Source organism: Arenicella xantha (assembly GCF_003315245.1).
Classification (GTDB): domain Bacteria; phylum Pseudomonadota; class Gammaproteobacteria; order Arenicellales; family Arenicellaceae; genus Arenicella; species Arenicella xantha.
Map to the genome: position 1 here is coordinate 22121 of NZ_QNRT01000008.1, position 18268 is coordinate 40388.

Here is an 18268-nt window from a genome sequence, read left to right on the forward strand (position 1 = left end):
GGGTCGTATTCTAACACTGCTGGCGGATTTATCCGTTATTCCCGATAATTTTGTCCAGCATTCGGGTGCTCAATATACGTTTTAGCTGCGCGATGATGATCGTCGGCAAGGTGATACGGTAGCGGAGCTTGGGTCGTTTGGCGGTCAAGGCGTGTAGAATGTCTTTAGATACGCGTTCGGATGAGGCTGAAAATCGCGCTGGCTCGGCACGACTTAGTCGTTGCAGCGCCAATGTGTAGTTAGGTTTGTGACGGCTTTGTTCGATTTCGATGTTCTGCTGCAGTTTAATGAGCGCGTTGGCTCTAAACTGTGTATCTATCGCGCCAGGTTCAATTAGCGAAATTTTAATGTTGGTGTTGCTCAGCTCTAAGCGTAGCGTATCGCTCAAGCCCTCTAATGCATACTTCGACGCGACATAGGCGCCGCGCAACGGTAGCGCCACAAACCCCAACACTGAACTGATTTGTATTATTCGAGCGTCTGTTTGTTGGCGGAGCAGCGGAATTAGGTGCCGAGTTAATTCATGGGTTCCAAATACATTGGTTTCAAATTGAGCGCGCAGCGTTGCGCGATCTAGGTCTTCGACCGCTCCGGGTTGCCCGAATGCGGCGTTGTTAATGAGGCCGAATAGATTGGGATGGTTGGTCTGGATATACTCAACCGCAGATTGAATGCTAAGAGAATCATCTAAATCGAGTAAGAGTGTCTCAAAGCCGCGGCGTTCTAATTCGATAACATCGCTGGCTTTACGTGCGGAGGCGACGACATGAAAGTCGTGATCTCTCAGAATACGAGCCGTTTCACGTCCAATACCAGAGCTGCATCCGGTGATTAAAATAGTTTTTTGCTGAGCTTTGTGCATACCTTAACAATCTGGTTTCTAGTACGAGCGAATCGCGTTAAACTTCACCGCTTATCATAGACCAGACTGATCTCGCATCAACCCAGAAAGTATGAGTAATAAGAGAGTATGAGTAACGATTACGATTCTTCCGCGATTGAGGTGCTTACCGGGCTAGAACCCGTACGTAAGCGCCCCGGCATGTACACCACGACTGAACGCCCGAACCACCTGATACAAGAGGTGGTGGATAACAGTGTGGATGAGGCTATCGCAGGACACTGCAAACGAATTGATGTGACCGTCTTTAGTGACGGCTCGGTCGAAGTGAGTGACGACGGTCGCGGTATGCCAGTTGACCTACACCCTGAAGAAGGCATTCCTGGTGTTGAGGTTATTATGACGCGGCTTCACGCTGGTGGAAAATTCTCGAATAAGAACTATCAATTTTCCGGTGGTTTGCATGGCGTAGGTATTTCGGTGGTCAACGCGCTGTCTAAACACGTCGAGGTTTGGGTTAAGCGTGGTGGTGTGGAATACAATATGTCCTTCGCGGACGGTATGAAGCGCTCGGATTTAGCGGAAATTGGAACCGTTGGCCAACGTAACACTGGAACTACTATTCGGTTTTGGCCAGATCCTCAGTTTTTTGATTCGCCCAATGTGCATGCCGGAAAGCTTTGTCGTCTTCTGCGCGCTAAAGCCGTTTTGTGCCCTGGTTTAACCATTAACTTTGAAGACGAAGCCAAGCCGGCAAACAACCAAAGCTGGTGTTACCAAGATGGTTTAAGGGATTATCTGCTTGGTGCGCTCGGCGATAATGAGCGATTGCCCGAAAATGGCTTTCAGGGTAAAGAGGCTGGTAATGGTGAGGAGGTCGAGTGGATTGTTGCTTGGTCACAAGAGGCCGGCGAGCTAATTACCGAGAGCTACGTTAACCTTATTCCAACCATTCAGGGTGGCACGCACGTTAATGGTCTGCGAATTGGCCTAACTGAGGCGATTCGCGAGTTTTGTGATTTTCGAAACCTGTTACCTAAGGGCGTTAAACTTGCACCGGATGATGTCTGGGCGCAAGTTCAATACGTATTGTCTGTACGCATGAAAGATCCGCAATTTTCGGGGCAGACTAAGGAGCGCTTATCGTCCCGCGAGATATCGCAATTCGTGGCGACCAAGGTGAAAGACGCATTGGCATTATGGCTCAATCAAAACCTCGAAGTAGGCGAAAAAATCGCGATGGTGGCGATTGATAATGCTCAGAGTCGCTTACGTTCGGCAAAGAAGATTACCCGTAAGAAAATTACCTCGGGCCCAGCTTTGCCGGGTAAGCTGGCAGACTGCTCAAGCGAAGACATTGATGTAACTGAGTTATTTTTAGTTGAAGGGGACTCAGCTGGTGGGTCAGCCAAGCAGGCACGCAATCGTGAGACTCAGGCAATTATGCCGTTGCGCGGTAAAATTCTTAATACCTGGGAAGTGGACTCAAGTCAGGTATTGGCATCGCAAGAGGTGCACGATATATCGGTAGCCTTGGGGGTCGATCCTGGGTCCGACGACTTGGCGGGGCTGCGCTACGGAAAAATTTGCATCTTGGCGGATGCTGACTCCGATGGTTTGCACATCGCTACGCTGCTTTGCGCGCTCTTCGTGCGCCATTTTCGGACTCTTGTTGAAGCAGGGCACCTTTATGTAGCCATGCCGCCTTTGTATCGAATAGATCAGGCTAAGCAAGTGTTTTACGCGCTTGATGATGCTGAGCACGATGCGATAATCAGGCAAATAAAGGCTGATAAGCCGAACGCTAAAATCAACGTACAGCGCTTCAAAGGTCTGGGTGAAATGAATCCAAGCCAATTGCGCGAAACCACGATGCATGAAAGTAGCCGAAGATTGGTGCAAATGACAATTGGTCTGGGCGACGGAACACAAAAAATGATGGATATGTTGCTGGCTAAAAAGCAGGTGCCAGCGCGTAAAGCGTGGTTAAGTTCAAAAGGCGATCAGGCCGAAGTATGAGCGCTGCTCACACCTCAGTTATTCGCCCTGGACTGTACCAACATTATAAGGGGCCATTGTATCGGGTTACGCAGGTCGTTAGACACTCTGAGTCTGAGGAGTCGCTGGTTGTGTACCAAGCTCTATATGGCGAGAAAGGTTTTTGGGCACGCCCGTTGACCATGTTTGACGAGCTGGTTAAGTTAGACGGTGCTAGCGTACCGCGCTTTCGATACTTGGATGAACAAACCGATGTGTTAGAGCTTGCCGTATTAAACGTAGAGCCGTCAGAGTGTGATAATTTCGAGCAAGCGTTTGCTGACGCAGAGCGAATCATTGCTGGCATGGAGGGTTATTTAGAGCACCAACTGCAACAGAACGTTGAGCGGCCGACTGAGTATCTATTAACGGTGCAGTGGCAAAGCCAAGAGCATCACGCTATTGGGTTTCGACAGTCCGATGAGTATCAACAATGGCGGAAGTTGTTGCATCACTTCTATTCGCCAATGCCGAAGGTTGAGTATTATCAGGGGTTACGTGCTAGATAGCTAGTGAGTTTCTAGTGATTGATAGTCATTGGATAATGCAAAAAGCAAAAAAAAAGCCAGCTATTAAGCTGGCTTTTTTGATTGACGCGCTATTATTCCGAATACCCTGATAGATCCATGTCATTAAAGCGACGCTTGGCGAAAATGAACGAGAATACAATTAGAAACAAGTAAGCCGCGACACCGATCGCTATCAGTAAGCCTTTTGCCAATGGGTTTTCGCCGCCGCTGCCAATAACTGCCACGAGAGCGCCTGCAAGCGTGATTACCGGAAATACGATCAAGATTGATGCGAGTCCATATGCAAGGCAGCGTAGACGATCGATTCGATCTTTGTGGGTAAACACTTTTGGTTGACAGGTAGCGTCGGAGTGTTGTGCTGAAACATCAGCTGATGGCGCTTTCAAAATTGGTCTCAGTAGTTTAGCATCGCATGACGAAATTCGAGAACCTGGATTTTAGTATTTCGTTAATAGTGCGCCCCTAGACAATAAAAAACCCTGAGGAGAGTTCAGTATGTCCGATATTTATAAAGCACCCGAATCTAGCTTGCGTGACCCAGCGGCGGCTGGTGAGTATGGTTCAGTCGAAAAAGCATTAAACGGAGACTATTCGCTTCGTCCGGTGGAAGTGATTAAATCTGCTTGGGCCATGTTGCCCGGCTTGAAATTGCCATTTTGGATCGCCGCGATTATTTATGGTGTTGTGTCGATGGCATTTAGCTTGTTCCAAACTGGAATTGCTGGCGATCCTGCACAAGGCTCAGTGAACTGGGGGCTCTACCTTGGGATTTCGGTATTGCAAGTTGCTGCGACAGCACCGCTTGGCGCGGGCTTAATGATGATTGGTATTAAGCACTCTGTTGGCGCACCTGTCGAGTTTAAAGAAATATTTAAGCACTTCGACAAGACCCTGAATCTGTTTCTAACCATGGTGATTATGTATGTGCTACTAATCATTGGATTCTTGTTGCTAATATTGCCGGGCATCTATTTAGCGATTGCATTCTCTTTTGCAATGCCGCTTGTGGTTGAAAAAAATATGGGTCCCTGGGAAGCACTAATGACGTCACGCAAAGCAATTACTCACAAGTGGTTTAATATGCTCGGTTTTGCTGTATTGGCAATGCTCGTGGTGTTGGCTGGTGTGCTCGCGCTATTGGTTGGATTGATTTGGGCTTACCCATTGGTCGTATTGGCTGCCGGTATTATCTATCGAGATATGTTTGGTGTTGAAGCCAGTACAATCGCTGATTCGTCGGTGTAGTTTGGTGGCTGAGGCCGAATTCGCTCACCGTATTGGCGTGTTACATGGAGTGGGTCGCTTTAGGAGCGCGGCGTACTGCCTGAGGTAATACGGTGAAGTTCGATACCATCTGCCTGGTGGAGACACCAGAGGGCATTGATTTGCATGCCGAGTTAGTTGGCTTAGTGCCGCGTAGTCTCGCCTACGGTATTGATTTGCTGGTACGTATCGGCATTTTGACTGTGTTTGGGATTGCGGTGGCATTGACTGGTGGCAAGCTCGGCGGCCTTTGGTTAGTGGCATATTTCTTGTTGGAATGGGGATACCCAGTTGCTTTTGAGGTCTACCGAAATGGCCAAACCATTGGTAAGAAAGCATTCAATATTAAGGTTGTAAACGACGATTTAACGCCAATTCAGTTTGGTCCGTCGTTGGTTAGGAATCTATTGAGAACGGCTGACATCTTCCCGTTTTTCTATGTGTTTGGCGCGATCAGCATTTGCCTCACTAGCCGTTTCCAACGTTTAGGAGATCTGGCTGCTGGTACTGTGGTTATTTATGCCGAAGAGCCCGCGTATGATTCGTCGGCACTGGATGACGTGACGCCAGTTACTCCGGTAATGGCGCTGAGCGAGGCGCAACAAACCGCCTTTATCAATTTTTCTCTCAATCGAGGCAATTTGTCACAGGCTCGCCAGCAAGAAATTGCTGAGATAATTCGAGATGTAATTCCGCAGCGTATTGACGACCCAGTTGATTATGTGCGCGGGGTCGGTAAGTGGCTTTTAGGGGCTAAATAGTATGTGTTGGAATCAGCCAAAAGGTCATTTTAGATTGTTATGAAGCAGCTAGAGTTTGAGCGTTTACATAACGATTTTTGGAATCGTATGCAACGCATATTAGAAGGAGCAGAAATTATTGAGTCGGAACGTTCTACTGAGTTTCCGTCTGACTATCGTCGACTCTGTCAGCATTTGGCAATGGCCAAGAGCCGACGCTATGCGCCAGGCCTGACCAATCGTTTGAATCAACTCGTAGGGCTTGGGTACCAGTCGTTATACGGCCAACGAATCAAAGATCACGGCCAAATAGTCGAATTTCTGGTTACCGGGTTTCCAGCCGCTTTGCGTTCAAATGCACCGTATTTATGGATCGCTGGCGCGTTATTTGTATTGCCGTATTTGGCCATGATGATCGCTTGTTTATTCAACGACCAAATGTTGTATTCGGTAATGAGCGCTGGTGAAGTGCGCATGATGGAGGCGATGTATGAACCGTCGGTGGAAAAGTTTGGTCGCGAAAGCCAAGCATCAACCGACTTATGGATGTTTGGTTTTTATATCTATAACAATATCGGCATAGCGTTTAAGTGTTTCGCTACTGGCTTGTTTGCCGGCGTTGGGAGCCTCTTTATGCTGGCATACAATGGTGTCGTGATCGGCGGAGTGTCGGGCCACTTGACGGCTTTGGGGTATACCGAAACGTTTTATCCGTTTGTGATTGGTCATGGTTCATTCGAGTTAACCGCCATCGCATTTAGTGGAGCCGCTGGTCTAAAACTTGGTTGGGCATTGTTGGCACCAGGCAAGCACACGCGTATCAAAGCCATGCATTATGCGGCTATTGACGCTATTAAGATCATGTATGGCGTATTTATTATGTTGACCATAGCGGCGTTTCTTGAAGCCTTTTGGTCTGCTTCTGCGAGCATTCCGATAGCGGTTAAGTATCTCGTTGGCGCAATTTTATGGGTTGCCGTTTACTACTACTGTTTTTTCTTTGCGCGCGCTAAAGTGCGTCTATACATCGAACACAATGCAGCTCGATAAGCTAATCATTGAAACGCGGTTGCGTACCGGTTGGTCAGCAATTGACCTTGGTATTGCGCTTGGCCGTCGATTTTGGCTGCGAAGCTTTGCCTTGTATTTGGTCATTGCATTACCGGTTTTTTGGTTGACGCGAACATTTGTTACCGAGAGCTATTGGTTGCCTTACTTCATCATATGGTGGTGTAAGCCTCTATTTGAACGGCCCAGCTTGTATTTTTTGAGTCGTGAGTTATTTCAGCAAGATATGGGGTTCTGGCAGACGCTGCGTAATTGGCGTGATTGGATATTTCCTGGCCTTGGCTGGATTTTGACCATACGACGCATCAGTGTTGGGCGTGGGATGTATGCGCCGATCACCTTGTTGGAAAGCCCTTCAGCTGGACAATACAGTAAGCGTGCATCGGTTCTTGGCAGTAAGTACGCCAGTCAGGCAAGCTGGCTAACCGTTGTGTTGTTTCACTTTGAATCGTTTCTGGCAATCGCTGCGGTGATACTGTTAGAGGTCTTTTTTCCTGACCAAATTACTTTCGGGTTTGGGTTGTTTGAGGACTTTCAAAACAATAGCGCTTGGGTCGACTTAGGAAGCCTGATGATGATGGCGGTGGTTGCACCATTTTATGTTGCGTCGGGCTTCATGTTGTATATATCACGACGGATAGAGCTAGAAGGTTGGGATATTGAGATTTGCTTCCGTGACTGGATGTCGGAACAACCAGCTGCTTCTAGCGCGATGCAGCGCGCGGCCGGTCCTGAGGTCAAGCCATGAAACGGTTGATGATTATATTATCACTGAGTTTCCTGACCCTGACGTCGGTAGTAGCTCAAGAGTCGGTCGAGAACTTTGTCTTGGAGGAGGGCGACTCGCTACCTCGCAGTCCGCAGTCTGAAGCCGCCTACCTTGCGATCGAAAAAGTATTGTCGAGCGACGATTTTGCACGTAAGAAAACCGTAACTCGTTGGCAAGCCAAAAAACGTGAAACCAAAGAGCAGCGACAAGAGTCATTTCCTTACTGGATGATTACGTTGATGGAGTGGTTTGAAGGTACCGGAGGGTTCTTTAAGGCATTAGCACTGATTATAAAAATATTATTGTTTGCGCTTTTCGCATGGTTAATCTATTACGTGGTGAAACGCTATCATCAACCGATTGGCGACTTCTTCCAATCGATGGGGCGTCACAAGGAGGTGGTAGATCTGCCAACCACGATGTTTGGTTTAGACGTCCAGAAAGACAGTTTGCCAACCGATGTAGTGGCAACCGCGCAAGCGCATTGGGCCGCCGGAGACAAGCGCCTTAGTTTGGCTACCTTGTTGCAGGCCAGTTTAATCAAGCTGTTGCATGAACATGGCTGCCGATTTTATGACAGCGACACCGAGACTGAGTGTTGTCAACGTATTGAGCAGCAGGTCAATGAGTCTTTAAGCCAGTATATGTGGACCTTAGTCGGTACATGGCAGCAATTGGCTTATGCTCATCAGTCACCGAATGACACGCAGTTTGCTGCACTGTGTACGCAATGGCGCGAGGTATTCTGATGCAAGCGCGGATTGTTTGGATTGTGAGTATTTTGGTTTTGGCGGCTGCAGTTGGTGGCTTCTACTTGATGTACGAGAAAGTAGAAGAAGAGATTTGGATTGGCGAAAGTGCTGAAGCAAAGCGCAATCCATTTTTGGCTGCACAACGTTTTCTATCGGAGCGCGGGGTAAGCGTTGTTGAAACAACCTCCGAATTGCGCTTTTCAACATTGCCGACCGACGAAATGGTGATTCTGTCAGAGGTCGACAGTATGTTGGTCTCCGCTAGTCAAATCGATGCCGCAGTTGATTGGGTACAGCGTGGTGGGTCGTTAATCGTTGGCGTTGGTGCTGAGGTTACGGGCTACGACTCGCTATTGAGGCGTGTTGAGTTGCTACCGCAAGAGGAATTATTTTCGTTAGATGACGTGATTGACGAGACAGTTGAAGAGCTTTCCGCGAGCGAACGGATGCGTGAAGTTAATCGTAAGCTAAAGGAGGAGCAACAAGCTAATGCGGAAAAAGATGCGCGAGCGGCTAATGACTCCAATGAGACTGGTGAGAATTCCAGTGAACAGGCTCAGGTAGCCGACCAAGAGACGTCAACAAATTCGCGAGCGAAAGCTGGTAGTGAATTTAATCGACAGTTATTTAAACTCTTAAACGTAGAGCTTGATTACGAATACTATCCGGTGTTTCTGAATGAACAAGTCGGTCAAATCTACCTTGCGGTGCTCGACGAAATTACGTTTGTCCACCCTGAAATTGATGTAGATGCCTACGACGACGCAATTGCAGACAATGACAGTTTGTCGGACACCGAGTCTGAGTTGATTGATTATCAAATATTGACTTCCATCAGTGACGAAAACGGTGTGCGGTTGATTCAATTCGAACTAGGTGAGGGCACTTTTACGGCAATTTCTAGCTCAGATCTATGGACCAATGAGCATATTGGTTTAGGCGACCATGCCTACTTTTTGTCGTACATGGTGCCGTCTGGTTCGACCTTGCATTTTTTCTACAATGTAGACGTGCCTTCGTTAGGAACAATGCTGACGCGCTATTTCTTGGAATTTATACTGCTTTCCTTGCTCATCTTAGGGCTATGGTTATGGCGTCATGGACTACGAGTTCAGCGGATACAGGCGGTGGATGAAAGCCGGCGCCGCAGTTTCGCTGAGCATTTATCTGCGAGCGCTAAATATCTAGTGACACACAAACAATGGGATGCCTTGCTCACATCATTGCAAGAAGATATCGAGCTACAAATGCGTGCGTACGACTCAGGTTTTTCAAGACTTGATGTTCAAGCGCAAACTGATTTGTTGGCGCGCCAAAGCCAACTACCAAGCGAACAGATTGAACGCTGGATAGCGTATTGTAATCAACTTAACAATCAAGACGAACTCTTCGCTGCACTCAAACTCGGCCATTTAATTCGGAAACGACTATGAACGATAATACCCAAGACCCAACTCAAGCTACTGCGAATACCAACATCGCTACTGACTCCAGTGCTACCTCCGGGGCAGCGCAAGATGCGATGAACACCGACTCGGTAAACAATCTCCGCATGATGATTGCGCAGGTTAACAAAGCATTAATCGGGCAGGAACGTGTTGTGAAGCATGTTGTGTTGGCGCTGTTATCGAACGGCCATGTGTTGCTTGAGGGAGTGCCTGGATTGGGTAAAACGTTGTTGGTTAGAGCGCTCTCCAAGACCTTTTCCGGTGACTTTAAGCGAATTCAGTTTACTCCTGACCTAATGCCTTCCGATGTGACTGGTCATGTGGTGTTCGATATGGAAAACAAGTCTTTCCAAATGAATCGTGGCCCAGTGTTTACTAACCTATTGTTGGCCGATGAAATCAATCGCGCGCCGGCTAAGTCGCAAGCCGCTTTGCTTGAAGTTATGCAAGAAAAGCAAGTCACGACCGAAGGTGAGTCACGTAAAGTGCCACTGCCGTTTATGGTGCTAGCAACGCAAAACCCGCTGGAACAAGAGGGTACGTACCCATTGCCCGAAGCCGAGCTGGATCGCTTTCTGGTTAAGGTTGTGATTGATTTCCCGAGTATCGATAACGAAGTTAAATTGACTAAGTTGATTACCCAAGGTCAGGTTGGAGATAATAGCTCGATTGAGTCGATTAAACCGGTATTGACGGCTAATGAATTGCTAGCCTACCAGCAGCAAGTCGCCAACGTTGAGGTTGATGATCAGGTGGTGGATTACGCGGTTCGTATCGTACGCGCGACACGCTCTCATCCGGCGATTTTTCGTGGAGCCGGGTCTCGCGCCAGTATTGGTTTAGTACGTATTGCTAAAGCCAATGCCTTTTTGGCTGGCCGTCAGTTTGTCTTGCCTGATGATGTTAAGAGTATGGCGGTAGCCGTATTGCAACACCGTGTTGCTTTGACCCCAGATGTTGAAATCGAAGGCTTGAGCGCGCCAGATGTGCTCAACCAAATGCTGATGGACATCGAGGCACCGCGTCAGTGAGACTGCCTGAGTTTCTGTCTGTCCGACCTAGCCAACGCTTATTACAAGTATTGGCTGTTGCTGCTGTATTGGGATTGTGTCTCGGTGGGCTGCGTGTGGCTGCGCCGGAGTCAGAGACGGTCGAATTTTTGGTAGGTTTGTGGTGGTGGTTGTTAGCGGCGTTTGGAGCTATAGCAATATGGGACGCGCTGAGCCCTGAAGCGAGCGACCAGTATCGTGTTCGTCGAGTGTTACCGAACTCTTTGTCATTGAATCGGTCGCAGACGATTGCGTTTGAATTTGAAAACCTGTCGAATCGGCCGCTCAAAGTGAGTTTGAGCGATGGAATTCCTGAGCAGCTGATTAGTTCGGCGTTCCCCTTAACACAAACCGTGGCGGTCGATCAGAATGGGCGTTATGAGTATTCGGTCATTGCTAAACGTCGCGGCTTGGCCGAGTTTGAACCAGCTTTTGTGTTAATCGAGTCACGGCTTGGTTTCTGGGAGCATTTACGCCGTTTAGGCGGTTCGCCAAGTATTAAGGTGTATCCCGATTTCACTGCAGTGTCGAATAGTTTTGTGTTTGGTGTTGAGCAAGCGATGCGCAATATGGGGGCGCATATTGCCAAACGCAAAGGTGATGGCATGGAGTTTAACCAACTGCGTGATTTTCGCGAGGGCGACACTCTCAAGCAGGTAGATTGGAAAGCGACGGCAAAGTTAGGGTCTCCGATCTCCCGAGAGTACCAAGAAGAGAAAGATCAGAATATTGTATTTTTGTTGGATTGTAGTCGGCGGATGCGTGCCATGGAGAACAATCTGAGCTACTTCGACTATGCGCTAAACGCGTTATTGATGAGTAGCTACATAGCCTTAGACAAGGGCGATGCAGTTGGTGTTATGAGTTTCTCTGGAGAGCCTAGTTGGTTACCACCGATTAAGGGTAAAACCAGCATCAATGTTCTGCTAAACCACTTATACGCACTCACCACCTCAACCGAGAGTAGTGATTACGTCACGGCGGCTGAGAATTTATTACTTAAGCAGCGTAAACGTTCGCTGATTATTGTAATTACCAACGTGCGTGACGAAGACAGTGCTGATTTACAAAAAGCGGTGTCGATATTATCGCGTCAGCATTTGGTGATGATCGTGGCATTGCAGGAACGCCTGCTGGAAAACGCCGACCGTATGGAATTAAGTTCGCGTGATGACACATTGCTCTATGCGGGCATCAAACATTTCGAGCGTAATCGTAAACAAATGTTGGCGCTGCTTAAGGCGCAAGGTGTTTCGGTGGTTGATGCAACCCACAAAAACATCCATGTCCAGCTTGTCTCTGAGTACCTAAGACTGAAGCAATACGGGCGTATCTAATCGCGGTTTTTACTTGCGGTTGGATCCAGTAGTAAATGTTTTGCTAACTTCACCGTAAAGTCACCTAGGACTCTTACACTAGCGCGATGAAAACACTAGTTTGGTTCCGCGAAGATCTTCGCTTACATGACAATCCCGCGCTGTATTACGCTGCTCGCAGTGGCGAGGTGATGCCGGTCTTTATTTACCCATCAACTCTGGGGGAGGCTAGCTATTGGTGGCTGCATCATAGTCTGCTGGCGCTGTCTGATGATCTCGCAAAACATGGCGTAACATTGACGCTCGCTACTGGCGACCCGGCATCGATCCTTGCTGAGTTGGCGCTAAAGCACAGTGCTGACAAAGTGGTGTGGAATCGAGTCTACTCTCCTGATGGTATTCAAACTGGTAAAGCGGTTAAAACGAGTTTGCAAGCGTCCAACATTGCGTGCGACTCCTACAATGGGCAACTGCTGATCGAACCGACTACTATTCTGACCAAGCAAGGCACACCGTTTAAGGTGTTTACACCGTTTTGGCGCAATTGTATGGCGCAACTTGATCCGCCCGAGCCACTGGGTTTGCCGACCTTAAATTGTTGGCATGACGACATCGGTTCAGAGACCTTGTCGGACTGGGGGCTATTGCCCTCACAACCGGATTGGTCCGGTGGTTTGGCGGAGCGGTGGCAGCCCGGTGAGTCTGGCGCGCAAGCTCGATGGGAGCGCTTTTTAGAAGAGGGCATTCAGCGTTATAAAAACGGTCGAGATATTCCTAGTAGGACCGATACCTCTATGCTATCTCCACACTTAGCGTTTGGCGAGATTAGTGTGCGTCAATTGTGGTTTGATATCCAACAGGCGATGGCCGATGGTTCTGTTAGTCATGAAGATGGTATGAAGTATCTATCTGAGCTTGGTTGGCGTGAGTTTAGTCGTTACCTATTAGTACATTTTCCGCATGTGCTTAAGGAGCCTTTTAACGCACGATTTACGGAGTTTCCGTGGGACGGACAAAGTCAGCAGATTGATGCATGGAAGCAAGGTAAAACAGGTTACCCAATTGTTGATGCTGGTATGCGTGAGTTATGGCATACCGGGTTTATGCATAACCGCGTTCGCATGATTTGCGCGTCGTTTTTAACCAAACATTTACGGACTCATTGGCAAGTAGGGGCTGATTGGTTTTGGGATACTTTGGTCGATGCCGATATTGCTAATAATACCGCAAGCTGGCAATGGGTTGCTGGTTGTGGTGCCGATGCAGCACCTTACTTTCGGATATTCAATCCGATCTTGCAAGGTGAGAAGTTTGATAAGCAAGGTGACTACATAAAACACTGGGTTCCAGAACTAGAACAGTTAGGACCACGTTACCTGAATAAGCCATGGGAAGCGGACACTAAGACATTGTTGGAGGCTGGTATTACATTGGGCGATAACTATCCATTCCCCATCGTTGAACACAAGGCCGCGCGGATTGATGCGTTGGCCGCTTACCAAGCGATAAAAAATGCATAAGCCTGGTAATTAGAGGCGTTTTGTCGGCTGACTTTATTGATGGGTTTCATTAATAGATTTTTTGGATATATAAGATAGGAATAAACGATTTTACCTTTTAGTCACGCGCCGCTATTCTTAACAAATAAATTATTATTCAGTCAATTGGAGACAAAAATTATGTCAAACCCTGTGAGCCCGAACGCTGATATGGTGGGAAAAGCTGTTCCTTCTGTGGTTTTTCCTTTCAGAGAAAATGACCAATGGGTAACTGCCAGCAGTGACGACCTGTTCGCTGGAAAAACGGTAGTGTTATTCTCGCTGCCTGGTGCGTTCACACCAACCTGTTCCTCAGCTCACTTACCACGTTACAACGAGTTGGCTGGCACCTTCGCGAAAAACGGCGTCGACAGCATTATTTGCATGAGCGTTAATGATACGTTCGTAATGAATGCCTGGAAGGAAGACCAAGAAGCCGAGAATATTACGGTGATTCCAGACGGCAACGGCGAGTTCACGGCAGGCATGGGAATGCTGGTGGATAAAGGTGAAATTGGCTTCGGAAAGCGGTCGTGGCGTTATTCTATGTTGGTTAAGAATGGAATAATCGAGAAAATGTTTGTAGAACCGGATGTGCCTGGTGATCCATTTGAAGTGTCGGATGCTGATACGATGTTGAATTACATCAATCCCAATGCAGCTAAACCGTCTTCAGTTGCGATGATTACTAAGCCGGGTTGCCCGCATTGCTCGCGTGCTAAAACATTGTTAAGTGAGCATGGAATCGCCTATGAAGAAATCGTGTTAGGTAAAGATGCAACGTCGGTCAGTGTTAAAGCAATCTCGGGTAATGCTACGGTTCCGCAAATCTTTTTCGACGGGAAAAACATTGGTGGTTCCGACGATTTAGCCGCGTTTTTGACTAATCAAAAATAGTCTAGCAAGTCAGCTGCTAGGTGTTGTTAGGACGTGAAACTCGTTGTGCGAATTGTCAAATACGGTGAGCGCGTTGATCAAATGCGCTCGCCTTTATCTGGGTCTAAATTAAATGGAAAGTGACTCCTTATCCAGTATGCTCGGGTTTTCACAATCTGACCTGATTAAGCTTGCTACTTGGTCAATGCCATTTGGTAAATACGCTGGTCGGGCATTGATTGACTTGCCTGAAGCCTATTTGTTTTGGTTTCACAAGAATAGTTTTCCGGAAGGTGAACTAGGCAAGCTGATGAAGCTTTGCTTGGAGCTTAAAATAGAAGGTTTGGATGGTTTGATTAAGCCTCTTAAGTCACGAGTGGCGAGCGATGGCGACATCGGTTAATTTCACTACTCATTCTTTATTATTTGAGTGCAAGCTGTTAATGCTAATTGCTTGAGCTAAGGACTAACAATAGCGATGAATATCCGGGATTTTGAATACCTAGTTGCGGTGCATGAGTTACTGAACTTTAGTAAGGCCGCAGAGCGCTGTCATGTTAGCCAGCCAACCCTGAGTGGGCAGTTAAAAAAACTCGAGGAAGAGCTAGGTACGCCTTTAATAGAACGTTCAACACGGCAAGTCATGTTTACTGCGATTGGCGAGGAAGTGGTGGCTCAAGCTCGCCAGCTATTGCAGATGGTCGAGCAGATCCGTGTCACCGCCAAGCAAGCTGACGATCCCATGCTCGGGGAGTTTCGCATTGGTTTAATTCCAACTGTTGGTCCGTTCTTATTACCGATTGTCATGCCGCTGCTGAGTAGGGAGTTCCCGCAGGCGACGATTTACTTATACGAGCTGACGACTGAGCAGTTGATTGAGAGGTTATTAAGAGGTGAGTTGGATGCTGTGATACTGGCGCGTTTGGAATGGTCGTATCCCGTCACTGAAATATTGCTGTATAACGAGACTATGAAGCTCGCAGTATCCGCGCACGATAAATTAGCAGCGAATAGTTCCCCCGTGACTAAATCGGTGCTCGACGGACGTTCGGTACTAATGCTGGAAGATGGTCATTGTCTGCGTGATCAAGCTTTAGGTGTCTGTTTTGCTGCCGGAGCGGATGAGGATAAGCGTTTTCAAGCGACAAGTTTGGATACTTTGTTGCATATGGTCGGGGCTGGTGTGGGCATTACTTTAGTGCCGGATCTGGCAAGCCGAAGCGATCTCGCGAATATTAAAGTACTCGATTTTGAGGAGCCGCAGCCGACCAGAGATATTGTTATGTTGGTACGCAAGCGGATTACTCGACCTGTTGCGTTACATGCTATCGCCGATGTAATTCGGGCCGGGATCAAGCCGTTGCTAACTATTTAGCACGGCTAAATGGCTGGTTCTATTTCTGCCCCCGATGTGATGAATTTACCCGATTTTGCATGCTCGGTTGTTTGCCCAGCGGTTGTAGCACCAGTCACTAATCTGCTTGAATATTGGCCAACGCAGCGGTAGTAATAGCCAGCCGAACTTAGTGTGTTGCCAAGCTCTCACGGTTGCGTCTAAGCCGGTAAGCCACAGTCCATCGGCTGAGCGTAAATGCAGGCGAGTCATAAGTTCGAGTTTGTTTACTGATGCTGGGAAATCAGTCGCTGCCATGGCGTGAATATCAATTAGCTGTAGAGTAGAGTCCTTTAGCCTATTTAGGTGCCTAATTTCCGTACTGCACAGCGCGCAGGCTCCGTCATAAAATAGTGTGTCGACCGGTGAGGTTTCGGTGCTTCTGCTCATGCTCAAAGGAATGATTGCTAATGAAATTCTGCATTGATAATAGTCGATTAATCAGAAATCCTTGTGATCATTCATGCGTAAAGTTAGACTCGCTGGCAGTTAAAACAATAAATAAAATTTCCAAAGGACAACGTTTATGAGTAATCAGCGCGAACAATTTCGCTCCCGTCTGGGATTTATTCTAGCGGCGGCAGGGTCAGCCGTTGGTATCGGTAATTTGGTTGGCTTTCCGGTGAATGCGGCAAAGAGTGGAGGCGCTGCTTTTTTGCTCATTTATGCTGCATTTGTGGTAGTGATTTGTCTGCCAGTGATGATGGCGGAAATGGCGCTCGGTCGAAAAACTCAACGCAATCCCTTAGGTGCTTACCAAGCGGTGGCTGGCAAAGGTTCTTTGTGGCGATTTGGTGGTTGGTTGGCGCTTATTACACCGTTCATGATCGCGGTGTTTTACCAAGTGCTGACCGTGTGGTTGCTCGGGTACTTTATTGGCGCGGTATCGGGTAATCTCGAAGCCATGGCGGCACCGGGGTATTTTGGTGAGTTTATTAATGCTAATGGTGTCTTCATCTACTTAGTAATACTGACTATGGTGGTGGGTATTATTTTGAATTCGGGTGTGCAAAATGGCATTGAGCGATTAGCTAAAATTTTGATGCCGTCGTTGTTTGTTATGCTGATTGTTCTGACTATCTTTGTGCTAACCCTGCCGAACGCGCTGGTTGGCGTGAAATATTATCTGGTGCCTGATTTCAGTAAGATAAATTTAGAGGTCGTTAACTTGGCACTTAGCCAAGCGTTTTTCTCGCTGTCGTTGGGTATGGGTATTTTGATTACCTATGGTTCCTATGTCAGTAGCAAAGAGAGTGTTGCCGGCGGTGCTAAAATGGTAGCGGCGGTCGACACGTCGGTGGCATTCTTCGCCGGATTATTAATATTGCCAGCGATTTTTGTATTCAACCCCGATACCGATACAGCGGAGCTTTCATCGTCGTCGGTTTCTTTAGTTTTTTCTTTTTTGCCTAAGATATTCTTATCATTGCAAGCATTGGTCGGCTACGTTGGTGCGTCGCTGTTTGCCAGCGCATTCTTTTTGCTGGTGTTTTTTGCGGCATTAACGTCGCAGGTATCGATTTTGCAAGTGCCTATTTCAGCGTTTCAGGATGAACTAAAATTCAGTCGCTTTAAAAGTGTGTTAGCGCTCGGGCTATGTGCTGGGCTGTTAGTGATCGCGTCTACCGTTTCATTTGGCATGAGTTCATTCTTTACAGAATTTGTTAGTTACGCAGGGCAAACAAAATCGTTTTTCGATGTGATTATCGACATCTTTTACGAGACTATCTTGCCATTGAACGGGTTTATAATTTGCCTGTTTGTGGTCTACAAGTGGCGACGTAGTGATTTCAATGATGAGATGTCAATTGGCGATGAAGCGTTTGATAAGTCACTTACTAAAAAATACGTGAATCTGGCACTGGGTACATTTGTGCCAGCCATACTGCTGTTTGTGTTTGTGAGTACGGTGCTGCTTAAGTTTTTTGGTGTTAGTGTTATCTAATACTTTTGCTCTGGGTCGCTAAGATTTGCGCGTGAGCAAAGAATGGCATTACCGCGTTGCGGTAATGCCTGTTCTCGAGGAATTTGGCCTGAGTTGTGCTTATTTAGAGGGGGTTGTTATTGGTGCTTAACGTAGCGCTAGAGCAGCACTAAATGCACCAACTTTGCTTAGCTGCCGCCTTTCAATACTCGGTGTTGTTCACGCTTCCAATCACGTTCTTTGATCGTGGCGCGTTTATCGTGTTGCTTCTTGCCCTTTGCGAGTCCAATTTTTAGCTTGGCGCGACCGCGCGACCAATATAAATCTAGTGGTGCAATGGTATAGCCGGCACGTTCTACTTGGCCGATTAAGCGGCTGATTTCAAAGCCTTTCATCAGCAACTTACGTTTGCGAACGGGGTCGGCGATAATGTGCGTAGACGCCGAGTTTAGTGGAGAAATATGTGCCCCATGTAAGAACAGCTCGCCTTTATGAATGGTGACGTAGCTCTCTTTGAGTTGCACTCGACCAGCACGCATACTTTTGACTTCCCAACCTTCCAGCACGAGGCCCGCCTCAAAATCCTCTTCTATGAAGAAATCAAAACGTGCCTTCTTATTGGTCGCGATTGTATTAGACTGGGCTTTCTTTGGCTTTGCCATGGCTCGGGCTTAGGTATACTAAATAACAGATTGGCATGATAACGCCGTTGGCATTAAAACGA

At 47.5% G+C, this 18268-nt stretch carries 19 protein-coding genes; 15 read left to right on the forward strand and 4 right to left on the reverse strand.

From position 1 onward, the window contains the following. Positions 1-28: 28 nt before the first annotated feature. Complete coding sequence (locus DFR28_RS17940; protein WP_113955776.1) at positions 29-862, reverse strand: SDR family NAD(P)-dependent oxidoreductase; 834 nt, start codon at positions 860-862, stop codon at positions 29-31. 108 nt (positions 863-970) lie between these two features. Between DFR28_RS17940 and parE the strand changes: the two genes are divergently transcribed. Both parE and DFR28_RS17950 read left to right on the forward strand, forming a co-directional pair. Next, positions 971-2860 carry a DNA topoisomerase IV subunit B gene (gene parE, locus DFR28_RS17945; RefSeq protein WP_113955777.1) on the forward strand — a complete coding sequence of 630 codons (1890 nt, stop codon included), beginning with the start codon at positions 971-973 and terminating at the stop codon, positions 2858-2860. Then, entirely contained in the window at positions 2857-3387 is a 531-nt protein-coding gene (locus tag DFR28_RS17950; RefSeq protein WP_113955778.1) for a DUF1653 domain-containing protein, read from the forward strand. Before parE ends, DFR28_RS17950 begins: the two co-directional genes overlap by 4 nt. A 92-nt stretch (positions 3388-3479) precedes the next feature. Here DFR28_RS17950 and DFR28_RS17955 read toward each other — a convergent pair whose 3' ends face one another. Then, entirely contained in the window at positions 3480-3794 is a 315-nt protein-coding gene (locus DFR28_RS17955; RefSeq protein ID WP_113955779.1) for a DUF805 domain-containing protein, read from the reverse strand. Positions 3795-3903: 109 nt separating this feature from the next. Between DFR28_RS17955 and DFR28_RS17960 the strand changes: the two genes are divergently transcribed. The 12 genes from DFR28_RS17960 to DFR28_RS18015 all read left to right on the forward strand — a co-directional run bounded on the left by DFR28_RS17960 (position 3904) and on the right by DFR28_RS18015 (position 15602). Continuing rightward, positions 3904-4653, forward strand: coding sequence for a DUF2189 domain-containing protein (locus DFR28_RS17960; RefSeq protein ID WP_113955780.1), 750 nt, complete (start codon positions 3904-3906; stop codon positions 4651-4653). A gap of 92 nt (positions 4654-4745) precedes the next feature. Beyond that, positions 4746-5432, forward strand: a complete 687-nt coding sequence (locus tag DFR28_RS17965) for an RDD family protein (RefSeq protein WP_211317049.1) — start codon at positions 4746-4748, stop codon at positions 5430-5432. 39 nt (positions 5433-5471) lie between these two features. Then, positions 5472-6461 carry a stage II sporulation protein M gene (locus tag DFR28_RS17970; RefSeq protein WP_113955781.1) on the forward strand — a complete coding sequence of 330 codons (990 nt, stop codon included), beginning with the start codon at positions 5472-5474 and terminating at the stop codon, positions 6459-6461. Continuing rightward, positions 6448-7227 carry a hypothetical protein gene (locus tag DFR28_RS17975; protein WP_113955782.1) on the forward strand — a complete coding sequence of 260 codons (780 nt, stop codon included), beginning with the start codon at positions 6448-6450 and terminating at the stop codon, positions 7225-7227. Before DFR28_RS17970 ends, DFR28_RS17975 begins: the two co-directional genes overlap by 14 nt. A gap of 8 nt (positions 7228-7235) precedes the next feature. Further along, positions 7236-7997, forward strand: coding sequence for a DUF4129 domain-containing protein (locus DFR28_RS17980; protein WP_147251056.1), 762 nt, complete (start codon positions 7236-7238; stop codon positions 7995-7997). Then, on the forward strand, positions 7997-9433 hold the full coding sequence (locus DFR28_RS17985) for a DUF4350 domain-containing protein (RefSeq protein WP_147251057.1): 1437 nt from the start codon (positions 7997-7999) through the stop codon (positions 9431-9433). Before DFR28_RS17980 ends, DFR28_RS17985 begins: the two co-directional genes overlap by 1 nt. Next, positions 9430-10479, forward strand: coding sequence for an AAA family ATPase (locus DFR28_RS17990; protein WP_113955785.1), 1050 nt, complete (start codon positions 9430-9432; stop codon positions 10477-10479). The genes DFR28_RS17985 and DFR28_RS17990 overlap by 4 nt, the downstream gene beginning before the upstream one ends. Continuing rightward, a complete protein-coding gene (locus tag DFR28_RS17995; protein ID WP_113955786.1) occupies positions 10476-11834 on the forward strand; it encodes a DUF58 domain-containing protein in 1359 nt (452 codons plus the stop codon). The genes DFR28_RS17990 and DFR28_RS17995 overlap by 4 nt, the downstream gene beginning before the upstream one ends. A gap of 86 nt (positions 11835-11920) precedes the next feature. Further along, complete coding sequence (locus DFR28_RS18000) at positions 11921-13333, forward strand: cryptochrome/photolyase family protein (protein ID WP_113955787.1); 1413 nt, start codon at positions 11921-11923, stop codon at positions 13331-13333. A 159-nt stretch (positions 13334-13492) separates the two neighbouring features. Beyond that, complete coding sequence (locus DFR28_RS18005) at positions 13493-14248, forward strand: glutathione peroxidase (protein ID WP_113955788.1); 756 nt, start codon at positions 13493-13495, stop codon at positions 14246-14248. A 112-nt stretch (positions 14249-14360) separates the two neighbouring features. After that, positions 14361-14630, forward strand: a complete 270-nt coding sequence (locus DFR28_RS18010) for a DUF3820 family protein (RefSeq protein WP_245941786.1) — start codon at positions 14361-14363, stop codon at positions 14628-14630. Between the two features lie 75 nt (positions 14631-14705). Further along, positions 14706-15602, forward strand: a complete 897-nt coding sequence (locus DFR28_RS18015; RefSeq protein WP_113955789.1) for a LysR substrate-binding domain-containing protein — start codon at positions 14706-14708, stop codon at positions 15600-15602. A gap of 45 nt (positions 15603-15647) precedes the next feature. Here the strand turns inward: DFR28_RS18015 and DFR28_RS18020 are convergent, their stop codons facing one another. Continuing rightward, entirely contained in the window at positions 15648-16010 is a 363-nt protein-coding gene (locus tag DFR28_RS18020) for a thiol-disulfide oxidoreductase DCC family protein (protein WP_113955790.1), read from the reverse strand. 136 nt (positions 16011-16146) lie between these two features. Between DFR28_RS18020 and DFR28_RS18025 the strand changes: the two genes are divergently transcribed. Next, complete coding sequence (locus tag DFR28_RS18025) at positions 16147-17565, forward strand: sodium-dependent transporter (protein ID WP_113955791.1); 1419 nt, start codon at positions 16147-16149, stop codon at positions 17563-17565. Positions 17566-17732: 167 nt separating this feature from the next. Here DFR28_RS18025 and smpB read toward each other — a convergent pair whose 3' ends face one another. Next, positions 17733-18206: an SsrA-binding protein SmpB gene (gene smpB / locus DFR28_RS18030; RefSeq protein WP_113955792.1), complete on the reverse strand. Its 474-nt coding sequence runs from the start codon at positions 18204-18206 to the stop codon at positions 17733-17735. Positions 18207-18268: the final 62 nt, after the last annotated feature.